The organism is Deinococcus actinosclerus, assembly GCF_001507665.1.
In the GTDB taxonomy this organism is placed as follows: Bacteria; Deinococcota; Deinococci; order Deinococcales; family Deinococcaceae; genus Deinococcus; species Deinococcus actinosclerus.
In genome coordinates this window covers 2,436,205-2,452,098 of record NZ_CP013910.1, presented here as the reverse complement: position 1 = coordinate 2,452,098, position 15,894 = coordinate 2,436,205, and the positions used below count along the sequence as shown (strand labels likewise).

At 70.4% G+C, this 15,894-nt stretch carries 14 protein-coding genes and 1 tRNA gene; 7 read left to right on the top strand and 8 right to left on the bottom strand.

All coding sequences use genetic code 11. From position 1 onward, the window contains the following. Window positions 1-33: 33 nt before the first annotated feature. Together AUC44_RS11875 and AUC44_RS11870 are read left to right on the top strand one after the other, a co-directional pair. Entirely contained in the window at window positions 34-786 is a 753-nt protein-coding gene (locus tag AUC44_RS11875) for a PIG-L deacetylase family protein (protein WP_062158893.1), read from the top strand. A 66-nt stretch (window positions 787-852) separates the two neighbouring features. Then, window positions 853-1,404: an SRPBCC family protein gene (locus tag AUC44_RS11870; RefSeq protein ID WP_062158891.1), complete on the top strand. Its 552-nt coding sequence runs from the start codon at window positions 853-855 to the stop codon at window positions 1,402-1,404. A 61-nt stretch (window positions 1,405-1,465) separates the two neighbouring features. Here the strand turns inward: AUC44_RS11870 and AUC44_RS11865 are convergent, their stop codons facing one another. From AUC44_RS11865 to plsY, 4 genes are all read right to left on the bottom strand, one after another. Continuing rightward, window positions 1,466-3,241 (bottom strand): proline--tRNA ligase, encoded by a 1,776-nt coding sequence (locus AUC44_RS11865; RefSeq protein ID WP_062158889.1) that lies wholly within the window; start codon window positions 3,239-3,241, stop codon window positions 1,466-1,468. Between the two features lie 472 nt (window positions 3,242-3,713). Beyond that, window positions 3,714-4,733: an aspartate-semialdehyde dehydrogenase gene (locus AUC44_RS11860; protein WP_062158887.1), complete on the bottom strand. Its 1,020-nt coding sequence runs from the start codon at window positions 4,731-4,733 to the stop codon at window positions 3,714-3,716. A gap of 185 nt (window positions 4,734-4,918) precedes the next feature. After that, on the bottom strand, window positions 4,919-5,218 hold the full coding sequence (locus tag AUC44_RS11855; RefSeq protein WP_062158885.1) for a hypothetical protein: 300 nt from the start codon (window positions 5,216-5,218) through the stop codon (window positions 4,919-4,921). Window positions 5,219-5,373: 155 nt separating this feature from the next. Continuing rightward, on the bottom strand, window positions 5,374-5,964 hold the full coding sequence (gene plsY / locus AUC44_RS11850) for a glycerol-3-phosphate 1-O-acyltransferase PlsY (protein ID WP_062158883.1): 591 nt from the start codon (window positions 5,962-5,964) through the stop codon (window positions 5,374-5,376). Between the two features lie 121 nt (window positions 5,965-6,085). Here plsY and AUC44_RS11845 point away from each other — a divergent pair. Further along, window positions 6,086-6,175, top strand: a tRNA-Ser gene (locus AUC44_RS11845). A 233-nt stretch (window positions 6,176-6,408) separates the two neighbouring features. Then, window positions 6,409-7,695 carry a hypothetical protein gene (locus AUC44_RS11840; protein ID WP_062158881.1) on the top strand — a complete coding sequence of 429 codons (1,287 nt, stop codon included), beginning with the start codon at window positions 6,409-6,411 and terminating at the stop codon, window positions 7,693-7,695. 74 nt (window positions 7,696-7,769) lie between these two features. On the opposite strand, the gene AUC44_RS11835 is transcribed toward AUC44_RS11840, so the two are convergent. Then, the gene (locus AUC44_RS11835) at window positions 7,770-8,942 is read right to left on the bottom strand and encodes an MFS transporter (RefSeq protein ID WP_062158879.1); all 1,173 of its coding nucleotides are present in this window, start codon (window positions 8,940-8,942) and stop codon (window positions 7,770-7,772) included. A gap of 30 nt (window positions 8,943-8,972) precedes the next feature. Further along, window positions 8,973-9,395 (bottom strand): cobalamin B12-binding domain-containing protein, encoded by a 423-nt coding sequence (locus tag AUC44_RS11830; protein WP_058977707.1) that lies wholly within the window; start codon window positions 9,393-9,395, stop codon window positions 8,973-8,975. Window positions 9,396-9,549: 154 nt separating this feature from the next. Here AUC44_RS11830 and AUC44_RS11825 point away from each other — a divergent pair, with 154 nt between their 5' ends. Further along, entirely contained in the window at window positions 9,550-10,683 is a 1,134-nt protein-coding gene (locus tag AUC44_RS11825) for an META domain-containing protein (RefSeq protein ID WP_062158877.1), read from the top strand. A gap of 63 nt (window positions 10,684-10,746) precedes the next feature. Here AUC44_RS11825 and AUC44_RS11820 read toward each other — a convergent pair whose 3' ends face one another. Then, on the bottom strand, window positions 10,747-12,723 hold the full coding sequence (locus AUC44_RS11820; RefSeq protein ID WP_082689049.1) for an alpha-amylase family glycosyl hydrolase: 1,977 nt from the start codon (window positions 12,721-12,723) through the stop codon (window positions 10,747-10,749). A 297-nt stretch (window positions 12,724-13,020) separates the two neighbouring features. Further along, entirely contained in the window at window positions 13,021-13,944 is a 924-nt protein-coding gene (locus AUC44_RS11815; RefSeq protein ID WP_062158875.1) for a DUF4384 domain-containing protein, read from the bottom strand. A 141-nt stretch (window positions 13,945-14,085) separates the two neighbouring features. Here AUC44_RS11815 and AUC44_RS11810 point away from each other — a divergent pair, with 141 nt between their 5' ends. Together AUC44_RS11810 and AUC44_RS11805 are read left to right on the top strand one after the other, a co-directional pair. Then, complete coding sequence (locus AUC44_RS11810; protein ID WP_231724431.1) at window positions 14,086-14,646, top strand: molybdopterin-dependent oxidoreductase; 561 nt, start codon at window positions 14,086-14,088, stop codon at window positions 14,644-14,646. Next, window positions 14,643-15,887, top strand: a complete 1,245-nt coding sequence (locus AUC44_RS11805) for a sensor histidine kinase (protein ID WP_062158873.1) — start codon at window positions 14,643-14,645, stop codon at window positions 15,885-15,887. The genes AUC44_RS11810 and AUC44_RS11805 overlap by 4 nt, the downstream gene beginning before the upstream one ends. Window positions 15,888-15,894: the final 7 nt, after the last annotated feature.

Sequence of the window (15,894 nt, the reverse complement as noted above, 5' to 3'; positions counted from 1 at the left end):
TGAAGCGGGAAGGCACCGGGGTATGCTGCCCGCATGCGGATCATGGCTGTGTTTGCGCACCCGGACGACGAGATCGGGTGCATCGGGACGCTGGCGAAGCACGCGGCGCGCGGGGACGAGGTGCTGCTGGTCTGGACGACGCTGGGGGAACTCGCCAGTCAGTTCGGGGACACCTCGCACGAGGAGGTGACCCGCGTGCGCCGGGAGCACGGCGCGTGGGTCGCCCAGCGGATCGGGGCGCGGTACCACTTCTTCGACATGGGGGACAGCCGCATGACGGGCGGCCGCGCCGAGGCCCTGCAACTGGCGCGGCTGTACGCGCAGTTCCGGCCGAACGCGGTGATCACCTGGAGTGACGATCACCCGCACCCGGATCACCGGATGACGGCGAAGATCGCGTTCGATGCGATCACGCTGGCGCGCATCCCGAAGATCATCAACGAGGCGGGGGGCGTGGCGATGCCGCCCGCGCCGGACCTCAGCGGGGACGCCGCGCCCGAGAGTGGCGAGGACGTGCGCCGACTGGACGCGTGGCGGGAGCCGGTGCGCTTTTACCAGTACTTCGCGCCCGCCAGTCCTTACCCGGAGGTGTTCGTGAACACGGCGGACACCCTGGACGTGGGGGCCGAGGTCATGGGTTTCTATCAGGCGTTCTACAAGTGGCAGTGGACGGCGGAACAGTACCGGACGGCGCGGGTGGACCTGGGGCGTCTGGCGGGCGTGGGGGCCGCCGAGCGGTTCAACCTGCGGGTCACGCATCTGCCCGCGCGGGACTACCTGCACTGATCATGGCCGCGCGGCCAGCGAGCGGGACGCGCGCCTGACCGGGAACGCGCTACAGTGGCGGTTAGCATGTCGGAGTCCATCAATATCAAGCAGACGATCGTGGTCCGTGCCCGCCCGGACGTCCTGTACCGCCTCGCGCTGGAACCGAAACGCCGCGCGAAATGGGACCCGAACCTCGCGTCCGCTGATTACGAGGGCGAGGGCGGCCGCCTCGCGAACAACGCCCTGGTGCGCTTCAAGTTCACGCGCCGCCTGCTGGGTCTGGGCTTCACCGCGAAGTACGGGCAGCTTCAGGCCCCGCAGCGCGGCGGCTGGGAGAGCGTGCGGCACGTCGGGCCGCTGGAGAAGCTCACGCAGGGCTGGGTGTTCAAGCCCATGCCCGGCGGCACCGAGGTGACCCTGACCGTGAACGGCCGCGTGCGCTACAAGTGGGTGCGGGGACCCGTGGAGCGCGTGCTGCACAACATGGTCGCCACGACCCTGCTGGAACTCCAGCGCACGGTGGACGCCCAGGGCGCGCAGCTCATGGAGGACATGGGCCGCGAACTGGCCGAGAAGCAGAAGGCCGACCAGAAGGCGGCGAAGGAAGCCGCGAAGGCCGCCAGGCGCCGGAAGTAAGATCCTGAGGCCAGGTGCCCGCCACGCCTCCCGGTGAGGACGTGGCGGGCACCCGGTCCTTTCAGGCGAAGCGGGCGCGCAGCCAGCCCGCGACCTCCGCCAGTGGGAGGGTGAGCGTCTCGCCGCTGCGGCGGTCCTTCACCTCGACCTCGCCGCGGTCGAGGGTGCGGCCCAGCGTCACCCGGTACGGGATGCCCAGCAGGTCCGCGTCCGCGAACTTCGCCCCGGCGCGTTCGTCCCGGTCGTCCAGCAGCGGGGCCAGCCGGGCGGCGCGCAGCGCGGCGTACAGGGTCCGCGCGGCCGCCTGCTGCGCCTCATGGCGGATGTCCACCACGATCAGGTGCGCGTGGAACGGTGCAAGGGCGTCCGGCCAGACCAGCCCCCGCTCGTCGGACAGCCCCTCCGCGACGGCCTGCGCCAGCCGCGACACGCCGATCCCGTAGCAGCCCATCTGGAACGGCCGCTCGCTGCCGTCCGCCGCCGTGAACGTCGCGTTCATCGCCGCCGAGTACCGCGTACCCAGCTGGAAGACGTGCCCCACCTCGATCCCCCGCGCCGACTGCAGGATCTGCGTAGCGTCGTGCAGCGCCGCCTCGCCCGCGCGGGCCTGCCGCACGTCCACCTCTTCCGGTAGGTCGTACTGCGTGCCCCAGTTCGCGCCCGTGACGTGCCAGTCGGTGTCGTTCGCGCCGGTCGTGAAGTCCCGCAGCGCCGCGCCCGCCGGGTCGCACAGCCGCAGGAACGTCCCCTCCACGTCCTCCCGCGCGGCGATGGCGGTGTCCGGCAGGTCCGGCGCGAGGTACCCCAGCGGCAGCGCCCCCGCCGCCCAGGCGCCCGGCTGCGCCACATCCAACCCGATCAGGTCCCCGTCCACACGGGCCTGCACGGCGTTCCACAGTTTCACCGGGTTCACGCTGTGATCCCCGCGCAGACTGACGAGCACCGGCCGCAGGACCCGCCGCCCCGCCCGCAGGAACACGGCGTCGTACAGGACGTTCTTCAGCATGTGCGCCGCGTCGCAGCCCAGCGCCGCGCACGCTTCGGCGACCGTTGCCGTGCCCGGCGTGTGCTGCCGCGCGAACCCCGTGAACGGACTCGGGGCCGCCACATACGCCCGCGACATGGCCCGCTCGGCGTTCGCCGCGTACCGGCCGTCCGGGGTGAACAGCACCTCGTCCTCGCCCACGTCACTCAGGACCATGAACTCGCGGCTCTCGGCCCCGCCGATGTTCCCGCTGTCGGCCTGCACTGCCCGCCACGCCACGCCCAGCCGCGACAGCACCCGCCCGTACACGCCGCTCATCGCCTTGAAGTGCTCCTCCAGGCTCGCCGGGTCCGCGTGGAAGGAGTACGCGTCCTTCATCACGAACTCCCGCGTGCGCAGCAGCCCGAAGCGCGGGCGCAGCTCGTCCCGGAACTTCCGGCCGAACTGGTACACGCTGACCGGCAGATCCCGGTAACTGCGCACCAGCCCGCCCACCACGTCCAGCGCGACCTCCTCGTGCGTCGGGCCCAGCGCGTGCGCCCGCCCCGAGCGGTCCGTCACCGTGAACATGATCCCCTCCGCCTGGGTGTACGTTTCCCAGCGCCCCGACGCCTCCCACAGCGCCCGCGGCTGGAGCACCGGGAAGCTCACCTCCTGCGACACGCCCTCCAGCTCCTCACGGATCAGGGCCTCCAGCCGCCCCATCACGCGGGTCATCAGCGGCAGGTGCGCGTACAGGCCGCTCCCCACCCGCCGCACGTACCCCGCCCGCAACAGGAACTGCACCCCGCGCGTCTCCGCGCCCTCCGGCGTCTCCCGCCACGTCCGGAACAGACTCTCACTCAATTTCATGCGGTGCCCCCCTCGGGGATCACGACCCGCGCCGCGCGACAGCAGGCGAGGTCGGACTGATGCGATGTGACGGCACGCCCAGCTCAGGGCCGGGCGGCAAACTCCAGAAGTGGCAGCGTCGGACGGACCGCCTCCGACTCCGGTGCATTCCGGAAACTGCGCCGGAATGCTCCTCCATCTCCGGCTGCACGTCCTTTCTGTTTCTCGCTCTGCTGCGCAGCTTTTGAAGTCCGCTCGGGTTGAGCAGAGCCCTCAACCACAGTTCATGTCACACCCCGGAGGGTGGCGGGAGCACGGGCAGGCCCGCACCGATCCGGATGGTGGGGGAGATCTGCACGCTCATGCCGCCCAGACTAAACGCGAGTCCGGGGACGGTCAAGCGCAGATGCGGCGCGCCAGGAGGCAGGCGGGACAGCAACAGGGGAGGTGGGATGCAGGTCCAGTGCCCACACCCCACCTCCCCGGCTGCCGCTTATGCCCGCTGTCTGGCTTTCAGCGCGCCTTTCTGCTGGAGGTACTCGGCGATCTGCACGGCGTTCAGCGCCGCGCCCTTCAGGAGCTGGTCGCCTGCGACGAACAGGTCGATGCCGCCGTCGAACACCAGGGACTCGCGGATGCGGCCCACCTCGACGTCGTACTTGCCGCTGGCGGTCAGGGGCATGGGGTACAGCTTGCCCCCCGGGTTGTCGCGCACCTCGACCCCGGCCGCCCCGGCCAGCAGGTCACGCACGGCGTCGGGCGTGGCGGGGCGTTCCAGTTCCAGGGTGATCGCCTCGCTGTGGGTGCGCAGGGTGGGGATACGCACGGCGGTGCAGCTGATCTTCAGGCTGTCGTCCCCGATGATCTTGCGGGTCTCCCACGCGACCTTCATTTCCTCCTTGGTGTACCCGTTGTCCTGGAAGGAGTCGATGTGCGGGATGACGTTGAACGGGATGGGGTGCGCGAACACACTCGCCTGCGCCTGCTCGCCGTTCAGTTCGGCGCGAGTCTGCTCCAGCAGTTCCTCCATGCCCTTGGCACCCGCGCCGCTGGTGGCCTGATACGTGCTTACGATCATGCGTTTCACGCCGTACGCGCGGTGAATGGGCGCCACGGCGACCACGGCGATCGCGGTCGTGCAGTTCGGGTTCGCGATGATGCCCTTGTGGGCCAGCGCGGCGTCGCCGTTCACCTCGGGCACGACCAGGGGGACGTCGGCGTCGTAGCGGAAGGCGCTGCTGTTGTCGATCACGACCGCGCCGCCCTCCACCCACTTGGGCGCGAGGGCCTTGCTGATGCTGCCGCCCGCCGACGCGAGGATCACGTCCGCGTCGATGGCGCCCTCGGGCGTGACCTGCACGGTCAGGGGCTGGCCCTTGAAGGTCAGCTGCGTGCCCGCGCTGCGCGGGCTGGCATAGAGGAGCAGTTCGTCGAACTGGAGGCTGCTGCTCTCCAGCACCTTGAGAAGTTCGTGCCCCACCGCTCCGGTCGCTCCGACAATCGCTACGCGCATGCTCGTCTCCTTGAATGAAAAAACCGCCCGGCGTGTCTCGCGGGGCGGCTGTCAATCGACACCGCCCTCACGGGGTAATGGTGGTCATGACGTTCATGCGCCCCAGCGTAGGGGCTGCCCCTCTGGGGGTCAAGGTCGCCTGCCTAGCGTGAAGGGACCGTGGCCTCCGGCGGACTGGGCGGCGCTTACTTGCGGCGGCGCAGGAAGCTCAGCCACCCGGCGCGTTCCGGCTGCCGCGCCGGGGCGAAGTCCTCCATCTTGATCTCCGCCTCGGGGTGCGGCGCGGCCTCCCAGCCGTACTCGGTGGCGATCAGGCCGCCCAGGCGCCCGGCGGCGTACAGGGCGTGCGTGCGTTCCTGTTCCTCGGTGACGGCGCGCGGGTCGGCCAGCGCCTGGAGCATCGCCTGGAGGCTCTCGTCGTCGCAGGCCCAGTGGCCCTGGGTGAAGGTGGCTTCCTTGCCGTACACGCGAATCCTGGCCGTCATGTGGTCCTCTGGGATGGGTCGGGCCCGCCCGCGCGGGCTGAAGAGGGAAGGGGTGGATTGTGGGACGCGGACAGCATAGCGTACAGCGCACGCAAATGCAGAAGGGGCAGGCGCGGCGGTGGGCGGCGCCTGCCCCTTCTGCATTTGGGGTCAGGTCAGACCTTCTGGCCGAAGCGCCGTTCGTTGCCGGCGGTCAGGCGGCCCACGTTATCCCGGTGCTGCCAGATCAGCAGCGCGGCCAGGGCGGTCACGACCGCGCCCAGCCACCCGGGCCCGACCAGGAAGGCCGTGAAGGCCGCCGCGATGGAGGCCAGGATGCTCCCGGCGGACACGAAGCGCGTGAGCCACACGGTGGCCATGAAGAGCACGAAGAAGGCGAGGCCCGCGACCGGCAGCAGCGCGGCGACCGCGCCGAAGGTGGTGGCGACGCCCTTGCCGCCCCGGAAGCGCAGGAACGGACTGAAGTTATGGCCGATCACGGCGGCCACGCCGCACGCCGCCATGACGGGCAGGCCCAGGTCCAGCCCGTACGCGGCCAGGACAGCCAGTGCGCCTTTCATGATGTCGAAGATGGCGACCGCCAGGCCGGGTCCGTTGCCCAGGGCGCGCTGGACGTTCGTGGCGCCGCTGTTGCCGCTGCCGACCGTGCGGATGTCCACGCCCCGCAGGCGGGCCACCCACGCGGCGGCGGGGATCGCTCCGAACAGGTACGAGCACAGAACCGTCAGCACGGCAAAAAGGGTCACGTTGCCATGATAGGGCACCGCCCTTACAGCGGGTTGACGGTGAAGGTGCCGGGGGGGTGGGGCGCGCGGCTGGGCGGGTCGCTTGCACTTCCCCCGCGAAGCCGCTACTCTGCTGTGCGCTGGAACGGTGTCCGAGTGGTTGAAGGAGCACGCCTGGAAAGCGTGTATAGGTGCAAGCTTATCGAGGGTTCGAATCCCTCCCGTTCCGCCAGATCAGGCCGGGACTTCCGACAGGAAGTCCCGGCGCTCTTTTGTCGGCGCCGGGCGGCGACGCTGTATGGAATGGACTCGCGGTGGCAGCCCGGTCGATTGGACCGGGTCAATTTTTGAACCGGGAGGACTTTTTTTTCGCGGGGCGGTGGGGATAGGGTGGGCGTCGCACACACAATCCACCCCCCTGCCGGAAACCGGTTTCCGGCGCCCTGTCCTGCCCGGAGGCCCATCATGATCCGACGTTCTGCTGCCCTGCCGTTCCTGCTGCCCGCCCTGCTCGCCGCCTGCGGCAGCCCCGCCGCCCCCACCCAGACCAGCGCCGAGACGGCCCAGGCCGGCCTGCCTGACGGCTTCAGCGCCGCCCTCGTCGCCGAGGCCGCCAGGGGGGGCACCGCCGGCACGCTGCGCGCCCAGGCCGCTGCCTGCCCCACCCAGCTCGCCCTCCCGTACGGCCAGAGTGGGCTCGACACCGGCCTGTACTGGTACAGCAAGGGTGAGAGCGGCGCGCTGGGCGGCGTGGGCTGCAAGGCCCGCGCGGACGGCGCCGCCATGACCGGCTACTACGACCCCACCAAGCCCGTGATGGTCTTCGTGCACGGCTGGCAGAACGGCAGTACGGTCGCGGGCGTGCGCGACAACTTCTACTTCAGCGAGGCCAGCCGCAACGTCGCCGACGCCTGGATCGACGCCGGGTGGAACGTCGCCCTGTACCAGTGGACGCAGCTCGCCGATGACGAGGGCACGGCGGGCGCGCCGTACCACTCGCAGGCGAAGATCTGGACGCCCACCTACACCTACCAGGACACCTACGGCCGCACCCAGAGCATCAACATGCGCTACCGCACCCCGGGCGGCACGTACTCCACGGCCGGGATGCCCACCGTCAGCGCCGGGCAGCTGTTCTACACGGCGTACAAGAGTGCCCTGAGCCAGTGGACCTACGCGGGGACCGAGGGCGTGCGGGTCATGGGCCACTCGCTGGGCGCGCAGATGGCCCTCGCCATGACCGAGAAGGCCTACGCCGACACCGGCCTGAGCGCCGCCAAGCGGCCCAGGCGCGTGGTGCTGGCGGACCCGTACTGGACGCCCGCCAGCGCCGGGTACGGCAACAGCTACGCCTTCCTGAGCCCCGACGTGAACCCCGCCGCGCGCAGCGCCCGCATCGCGCAGACCCTCAAGGGGCAGGGCGTGGCGGTCGAGTGGATCAAGTCCAGCCGCGTGAACGACCTGGGCGGCGACAACAACACTGGCATGGCGAAGTTCGTCAGCCGCACCGAGATCTTCCCCGAGTACGTCTTCGACCTGAACCCCGCCAGCGGCGTGGCCCGCAAGCACAGCGTCGCGCCCCGCTGGTACCTCTGGAGCAAGTCCTTCGCGCCGGCCGGGGCGGTCAGCGCCGCGAACACCCTGGGCGGGGCCACCACCGTCATGAACAGCGGTGTGCGCTACGACCAGAACGGCGGGCGCGGCAGCACCACGCCGGGCGACGACACCTTTGTCAGCGCCGCGAATCCCTGATCCGGGGCAGGCCCCAGAACCGGAGAAGGGGAGGGGGCACCGGGATTCGCGTCCCCGGTGCCCCCCTTCGTGTTTCAGGACCGGGCGGGTCGGGCGCGCCACGCGCTGACCAGGGGGAGCGCCGCCAGCACCGCGCAGGTGATCGCCAGCGCCGGAAAGCCGGCCCGCGCGATCACCGCGCCGCCCAGCAGCGTGCCCAGCCCGGCTGCGACGTACCCCAGCGCGTCGGTCACGCCCTGCGCCGCTGGGAAGCGCGTCAGGGCCTTGCTGCCTGCCACGAAGGCCAGATTCCAGCCCAGGCCCAGCAGGAACATGCTGGCCGCCAGCCACGCCTGACCGGTCAGGGGCGCCGTCAGGGCCGCCGCCGCGAGGAGCAGCGCGCCGCTCACGTACCCGAAGCGCAGCCCCAGCCGGTCAATCAGCGGCCCGGTCAGCCAGCCGAAGCCGAACATGCCCAGGATGTGCCCGCTGATCAGCGCGGCCACCTGCGCGTGATCCATGCCCATGTGATGCGCGCGCAGCGGCGTGAGGCTCATCAGGGTGACCATCAGGCCCTGCGCGGTCGCCACCGCCAGCGCCGTGGACTTCACCCCGGGAATCCGGAAGGCCGCCGCCAGGGGCAGGCGCTCTCGCTTCGCTACGGCCGGGCCGCTCAGGGGCTGCCAGGACAGGATCAGCAGGGCGGCCACGCCCAGCAGCGCGCCGCCCACCAGCCAGCCCGTGACCTCCGGCGTGGCGCCCAGCGTCGCCCCCAGCCGCTCGATGGGGTGCGCGAAGCCGGTCATCACGAACGAGCCCAGCACGCTCATGAGCATCAGCGCCCCCAGCGCCGCGCCGCGCCGCGCCTCCGGGACGCTCTCGGCGGCGGCGTAACGGGCCTGCTGGTACCCTCCCTGCGCCGCGCCCATCAGCATCGCGCCGGCCAGGAACAGTGGCGTGACACCCGCGCGCGCCCCCAGGAAGCCCACCAGTGACCCCACGGTGCCCAGCGCGAACGCCAGGCTCAGGCCCGGCCGGCGGCCCCGGCGCAGCATCAGCGCCCCGAACAGCCCCGCCGACGTGGCCGCCGAGGCCTGGATCAGCGTGCTGGGCAGCCCCGCCAGCGCCTCGCTGCCCAGCCCCGACATGATCAGGCTCGCCAGCACCGTGCTGACGGTCGTCGCCCCGGTCGCCAGCGCCTGCGCCACGTACAGCGGCGCCAGCCGCGCGGCCCCGCTCAGCGCGGCGGGGCGGGCGGCGTCACTCACGCTGGGTAACTGCGGTCAAGGGAGCCGGGGTCATGCCTCGCCCTGCGCCTGCCAGCGGGCCTGCACGGCGCCGCGCAGGTACGTCGCGGCATCCTCCGTGCTCGCACCCGGCGTGAACACGCGCCCCACACCCAGTTCCTGCAGGGTGGGCAGGTCCTGATCGGGGATGATGCCGCCCCCGAACACGATGATGTCCCCCGCGCCCTTTTCACGCAGCAGGCCCATCACCTCGCGGAAGTAATGCATGTGTGCGCCGGACAGGACGCTCAGGCCGATGGCGTCCACGTCCTCCTGCACGGCGGCGTTCACGATCATCTCGGCGGTCTGGCGCAGGCCGGTGTAGATGACTTCCATGCCCGCGTCGCGCAGGGCGCGCGCCACGACCTTCGCGCCCCGGTCATGGCCGTCCATGCCGGGTTTGGCGATCAGCACTCGAATTCGGCGGTCTTCCATGGTTCCTCCGGTGCCCGCCGGGCCGCGGCGCCTGCGCGGGGCAGGGGTCAGGGAACCTAACGGGCGTTTGGGGGCATTCTACGCGCTGCCCGGCGCGGCCGTCCCGCCTCCCCGTCATCACCCGCCGGTCAGCTGGGCAGTGTACAACCAGAGCATGAGCGCCCTGCTGACCACCCTGACCCTCGCGGCCCTGGCCGCTGCCCCCTCCTCGGCCCCGGGCGCCGCGCCGGTCACCGCAGAGAGCGTCACCTGGACGCTGGGCAGCCTGCAACCCACCGGGCAGGCCAGCATCACGCCGGGCGCGGCCCTGACCCGCCCGACCCTGCGGCTGACGGGCAGCGGCGCCGCCCTGACGGTGTCCGGCAGTACCGGGTGCAGCCCCCTGACCGGGCAGGCTGCCGTGAAGGGGCAGGCGCTCGTGCTGCGCGGCGTGCAGGGCGGCAGCAGCGACCGCTGCACCGACGCCGCCCTGAGCCTGCGCGAGGACTACCTGCGGCTCCTGAACGCCACCACCCGCTACGACCTGAGCGGCGGCACCCTGATTCTCAGTGGCGGGGCGGGCCGCCTGACCTTCACCCGCACCGGAGGCGTGATGACCGGCACCCCCACCGATTCCCTGGACGGCACCTGGCAGACCCGCGTGACCCCGGGACCCGCGGGCCCCGAGCGGGGGCAGGCGCTGCTGCGCTTCACGTTCAGCGGCGCGAAGGTGACGGTCGCCGGACTGACCGGGTGTAACACCGTGACCGGTTCCGGCGCCGTGGTCGGGCAGCAGGTCGTGTTCGGCGGAGTGGCCTCCACCCGCCGGCTCTGCCCCGGCGCGGCGGGGGCGGCCGAGAACCGCCTCCTCGGGCTGCTGCGCGCCCCACTGACCATTGAGCGGCAGGGCGCCACACTCATCCTGCGCGGCCAGAGCGGCCAGCTCACCCTGACCCGCGCGCCCGTCCCGGCCACCCCCGGCAGCGCCCTGCCCGACCCGGCCGCCACGTACACCCTGACGCGCCTGAACGGGCAGCCCGCCCCGCAGACCCTGCGTCCGGTCACGCTGAGCTTCAAGGATGGTCGGCTGGGGGGCAGTGACGGCTGCAACAGCGTGGGCGGCGCGTACGTGATCCGCGCGGGCCGCGTGGAACTCAGCGGGGGGCTGATGGGTACGAAGATGGCCTGCCCCGATCAGCCCACCCTGGACTTCCAGACGTTCTTTGAGCAGCGCCCGACCGTGAGCGTGCAGGGCGGCACCCTGATCCTGAAGACCGCCGAGGACACCTGGGAATTCCAGTCGCGCTGAAGCTACCCAGAGAGGAGGCGCCACGGGACATGCCCGGGCGCCTCCTCTCTGTGTGGGTGGGGCTTACTGCCAGTTGCCGCCGTTGTAGGTGGTGCTGCCCGAGGCGGGCGTGGTCAGGGTGCGGTTGCTGCCGCCTTCATAGGTGACGCTGGCACCGCTGTCGCCGGGTTTCTTGATGAACTTGAACTGCGCGGCGACGCTGGGCGGCAGGCTGACGGTGGTCTTCCAGGTGCAGGTGCTGCCCGAGCAGCCGCTGGGCGTCATCGCCAGCGCGGAGGCGGTGTTCCAGGCGCCCAGTTCGGCGCGGTCCCCCAGGAGGTACACGTCCTGCCCGAAGTACGTGCTGGCGCTCACCTGGAAGGTGACCTGCACGGCGGTGCCGCCCGTGCCGCCGGTACCGGTCGCCCCGGCGCGGTAGATGCCCATCTTCCCGGCCGGGATCGTGACCGGCAGCTTGCCGTTGGTGACGGTCGCGCTGCTGGGCGCCCCCTCGGCGAGCAGGTCGTTGAAGACCGTGCCGTTCGTCAGGGCGCTCTTGTCGGTCGCGCTGATGCCGGTGTTGCCCTGGATGTCCAGGTTGACGCTGGCGGCGCTGGCCGAGGTGTTCACGAGCACGACGACGCGGTTGGCGCCGCTGCCACGGTAGAAGGCGTACACGTTCTGCCCGCCGTTGGGTCGCCACATCTCGGCGTAGCTGCCCTTCCAGAGGGCCTCGTTGCCCTTGCGGATGGCGATGAGCTTCTTGGTGAGGTCGTACGTGACCTTGGGGGTCGCGCCGCCGGCCACGAAGTTCGCCTGCGTGGCGTTGCGGCCCGTGTCCGTCCAGGCCCAGCTGGGCATGTCGCGGCGGTTGTCGGGGTCGGAGCCGCCGTACATGCCCAGTTCGTTGCCGTAGTACAGCTGCGGGATGCCGGGCATGGTCATCAGCAGGCCCAGGGCGCTACTGTAGCGGGCGCGGATCTCGGCTTCGGCCACGGCGCTGCCGGGTTCGTTCACGAAGCGCTGCACGTCGTGGTTGTCGAGCAGGTTGACCTGCAGCAGGGTGCGGTCCAGGCCGAAGGTGGTCAGGGTGGACTGCATGCGGGTCGCCAGGGTGTCCAGGCTGCCGCCCTTGCCGACCGAATCCACCATCGCCTGACGCAGCGGGAAGTTGAAGGTGGAGTCGAAGCCCGCGTCGAGGTAGGTCTTGAGCTTGTTCAGGTCGCCGGAATCGAAGACCTCGCCCAGCAGGAAGGTGTTGGGGCGGGCGGCGAGCACGCCGGGCACCCAGGAGGTCTGCCAGTAGGTCGTGGGGACGTGCTTGACGGTGTCCATGCGGATGCCGTCGATGGCGTAGGTGCTCGTCCAGGTCTTGGACAGGTTGGTCAGGTACGTGGCGACGGTGCTGTCTTCCTGCCGGAAGTCGGGGAGGCCCGCCAGGGGGCAGTTCACCTCGTCGCCGGTGCAGTTGCTGTGGAACCACGAGGGGTTCTGGCTGACGATCCGCGCGCCGTACCCGGCGTGGTTCACGACCATGTCCATCATGTACTTCTGCCCGCCCGCGTGCAGGTCGTTGATCAGGCCGGTGAGGTCGGCGCTCGTGCCGAACTTGGGTTCGATGGCGGTGTCGTTGGGGTTGGTGTAGTCAGGCCAGTAGCCGTGGTAGCCGCACTGGCTGCCGTTGACGATGGGCACCTGCTTGTAGACGGGGGTGGTCCAGACGGTGGTGGCGCCCAGGTCACGGATGTAGCTCAGCTTGTTGCGCAGGCCCTGGATGTCGCCGCCGTGGAATTTGGTGGCGTTGGCGGTGTCGAGGCAGTTGGGCTGGCCGAGACCGTCGTTGGCCGTATTGCCATTCGAGAAGCGGTCGGGCATGACGAGGTAGATGACCTGTTGCCGCCAGGCGTCGATGTTGGTGCCGCTGATCGCCTGGGCACTGACAGGCTTCGAATTGGAAACGGTTCCATTCTGGGCAGGCGTCGAGGCAGGGGAGCAGGCGGAAAGAAGAAGGGCAGCCGAGAGCGCGCCCGCGCTGGTGCGGGCCAGAACAGAACGTTTCATAAGAAACCTCCAGAAAATGGTTCCACAACGGCGTGGAACCGGTTTCAGAAATTTTGGTGCCTGCCAATCATAAACGACCCCCTGCCTGCCAGGGCAAGAGGGCGACCGGTTCAGACAACCGCATCTGTTTAGACAACTCGTCTAAGTCTGCTTGCATTGTGAGCGCCCGCCACTTTATCCGGCCTCTCATGAGAGAAGGGGTGGCCAGCGTGATCTCCGTCACCTGTACCAGTCCCTGACCCAGACGGGAAAGCGGGCCAGCTGGTCACCCAGCGGCCCGCCTTCTTCCCCGGAAGGTCAGCGGCGCTCGACCTTCACCTCAATCCGGTTGCCCTTGCGCTTCACGGTCAGTTCGGCCTTCCCGCCATTCGCGCGGCGGTACTCGCTCTTGACCTCGCTGGGCTTGCTCTTCAGTTCCGTCAGCGTGTACCCCTCGGCCCGCAGGTACGCCGCGTACCGGTCATGGACCGCCCGCAGGTCCGCCTGGTTCTCGACCAGGGCCGACCACTCGCGCGCCGCACCCCAGGGGCTCCTGGGCTGCACCGTCACGGACAGGGCCTGCGCGGTCCGAGGAGCGGGGGCGGGCTGCGAGGCCACCGGAGCGGGCGCAGGGGCCGGCGCCGTCCGCAGGGGCGCCGCCGCAGTGGGCGCGGCCACCGCGTAGAAGGCCGTGTCCGTCACCCAGCTCGTCTGCGGCACCGGCGACACCACGATGCTCAGCGCCTGCGCCAGCCCCTGCTGCCCGGAGACACTCACCGAAGCGAACGAATTCTGCGACCTGAACGACGCGATCTGATCCAGATTCAGCGGCGTGCGGCTGGCCAGCGCCAGCACCTTGTTCACGCCATACGGCGCGGCGATGTCGAACGTGAAGGGATCACCCGCGCTGGGGAACGCCTTGACGGTGTTGGCCTTCAGGAAGTTAGCCCCCCCCTGGAAGCGGTTGGGCAGGATCATATCCACCTGTCCCTGGGGATCGACGTTGAACAGGTACACGTACGCGTCCTGGTTCACGCTGGTGAACAGCTTGATCTTCTCGCCAGGGCGGTAGGCCGGCGTGCCCGAGCCGCTGCTGTCACGGTCGGTCCAGACCTTCACGCCCAGATCGGTCTGCACCGGATTCACGATGATGCTCTGCGCACTCAGCGTCGGGGCGGCCAGTGCGGGTGCGCCGAGGCCCAGGGCGGCACTCAGCAGGGTCAGGGACAGTTTCGCGTTCATGCCCCCAGCCTGACTCCCTGGCGTGACCTGAGCCTGACCGCGCGATCAGAGAACTGGACGGCTCTGCTCACTCGGCGCTCATGCCGCCGGCCCGAACGCCGCTAGTTGAGGACCCGCCCGGCCAACCCTACAATCGGGGACGTGACCCCGCTGCACCCCGCCCGCGTGGCCCTGAGCGTCCTGCTGCTGCACCCCGCGCTGCTCCACATCGCTGCGGCGCAGACCTGGGGCTCCCCCGCGAGCTGGAAGCCCTTCACGTACGCCCGCGCCGCCCAGCCCACCCCGGCCCGCAAGCCCGGCGAGAAGACCCTGCTGGCCCTCGACGGCACGACGGGCACCCTCAAGCTCACGCTACGGCAGTTGCAGGCCATGCCGGCCATGCGCTACACCATCCTGCACCGCCAGCTCAAGCAGACCTTCACCTACCAGGGCGTCACGCTGCGCGACCTCGCCGCGCGGGGCGGTTTCGCCGGCAAGGACCTCCGGGTATACGCCGCGAACGGGTACTTCACGACCATCCACGCCGACGACTACATGAACGAACCGATCATGCTCGCCTACAGTGCGGACGGGCAACCCATCACGACGCTGCAGAAGGGGCCGCTGACCGTCGTGCTGCCCGCCCAGCCCGCGCGGCTGAACGGCCCGGAATACGGCGCCGCCTGGGTGTGGTACGCCGAGCGGATCGCCCCGCTGAAATGAGCGGCCAACCGGCCCGGCCACAGCGCGACCTGCTGCGGGAACTGCTGCTGGCCCTGCTGCCACTGATCGCTACCGTGACGCTGCTGTTCCTGGCCACCCAGCCGGCATATACCGTTCTGCTGCACGGGGGGAAGGGCCTGAGCCCCTATGCCTATCAGGGGCTGGTGCAGGACCTGCTGCAGTACCGCATTGCGCTGCTGGACCCGCAGGTCACCCCTGAGAAGCGCGCGGCGTGGTACGAACAGGTGTTGAGCAGCGCCAGCAACCGGTCGCAGTTCGTTCTGCTCGACAGCATCGAGGCCAGCGACGAGTTCAGGCTGCTCAACGTGCAGCGCGGACTGGAGCGGCGCACGCCAGCCGGACTGAAGCGGGCGATCAACGAGGCGATCGCGCTGAACAACCTCGTGCGGGACTACAGCGCCGCGCAGGGAGCTGCCTACGAGAAGGCCTTCGTCGAGCTTCGCCGCGCCCTGATCGGCAGCGCGGTCTTTTCCGGGTTGCTGAGCCTGGTCTTGATCCTGCGCGCGCTGCTGCTGTGGCGTGCCGAGCAGCGCCGCGCGCAGCAGCGCGAGGACCGTCAGCGTGAAGCCCTGAACCTCGCCAGTCACGAGATGCGCCGCCCCCTTCAGTCCCTGCTACTGGCAGCGGACGCCCTGCGGGCCGCGCCGGATGAGACCCTGCGTCAGCGGCTCCTGGCCCAGATCGAGGACAGCGCCGCGCAGCTCGCCAGCCGGGCCGACCTGACCCGCCTGAACGACCTGTACCTGGACGTGACGCTGCGCGTGCAGCCGACGGATCTGACGGCACTCGTGCGGCGGTTCTCGTCCAGCCGCGTCCACGTGACGGCCCCGGAGCAGCTGCTGTGGCCCGTGGACGCGAACCGTGTGCGGCAGATGCTGGAGAACCTTGTGGAGAACGCGGTCAAGTACACGCAGGGCGCCGTGGAGCTCACGCTGGACGCCGCGCAGGGGGCGCCGCGCGTGCAGGTGCGCGATCACGGGCCGGGCATGAGTGACGAGCTGCGCGGGCGCGTGTTCCTGCCCTACGAGCGTGGCCCGCAGAGTCTCGCGCCCGGCAGTGGTCTGGGCCTGCCGCTGGTGCGGCGCTACGCCCGCGCGCACGGCGGGGACGTGATGCTCACGCACGCGCCCGGCGGGGGCCTGCTGATCACGCTGACCTTCGGTCAGGCGGAAACCCACGTGCGTCCCCTCACGCCCCAGGGCAGGCTGACGCCAGGCTGATCTTCAG

What these genes read in the sequence shown, in the direction of transcription:
- AUC44_RS11815 (WP_062158875.1), bottom strand. Translation starts at nt 13,944, where the DNA reads ATGAACGCGAAACTGTCCCTGACCCTGCTGAGTGCCGCCCTGGGCCTC.
- AUC44_RS11870 (WP_062158891.1), top strand. Translation starts at nt 853, where the DNA reads ATGTCGGAGTCCATCAATATCAAGCAGACGATCGTGGTCCGTGCCCGC.
- AUC44_RS11855 (WP_062158885.1), bottom strand. Translation starts at nt 5,218, where the DNA reads ATGACGGCCAGGATTCGCGTGTACGGCAAGGAAGCCACCTTCACCCAG.
- AUC44_RS11860 (WP_062158887.1), bottom strand. Translation starts at nt 4,733, where the DNA reads ATGCGCGTAGCGATTGTCGGAGCGACCGGAGCGGTGGGGCACGAACTT.
- AUC44_RS11805 (WP_062158873.1), top strand. Translation starts at nt 14,643, where the DNA reads ATGAGCGGCCAACCGGCCCGGCCACAGCGCGACCTGCTGCGGGAACTG.
- AUC44_RS11875 (WP_062158893.1), top strand. Translation starts at nt 34, where the DNA reads ATGCGGATCATGGCTGTGTTTGCGCACCCGGACGACGAGATCGGGTGC.
- AUC44_RS11820 (WP_082689049.1), bottom strand. Translation starts at nt 12,723, where the DNA reads ATGAAACGTTCTGTTCTGGCCCGCACCAGCGCGGGCGCGCTCTCGGCT.
- AUC44_RS11830 (WP_058977707.1), bottom strand. Translation starts at nt 9,395, where the DNA reads ATGGAAGACCGCCGAATTCGAGTGCTGATCGCCAAACCCGGCATGGAC.
- AUC44_RS11865 (WP_062158889.1), bottom strand. Translation starts at nt 3,241, where the DNA reads ATGAAATTGAGTGAGAGTCTGTTCCGGACGTGGCGGGAGACGCCGGAG.
- AUC44_RS11825 (WP_062158877.1), top strand. Translation starts at nt 9,550, where the DNA reads ATGAGCGCCCTGCTGACCACCCTGACCCTCGCGGCCCTGGCCGCTGCC.
- AUC44_RS11840 (WP_062158881.1), top strand. Translation starts at nt 6,409, where the DNA reads ATGATCCGACGTTCTGCTGCCCTGCCGTTCCTGCTGCCCGCCCTGCTC.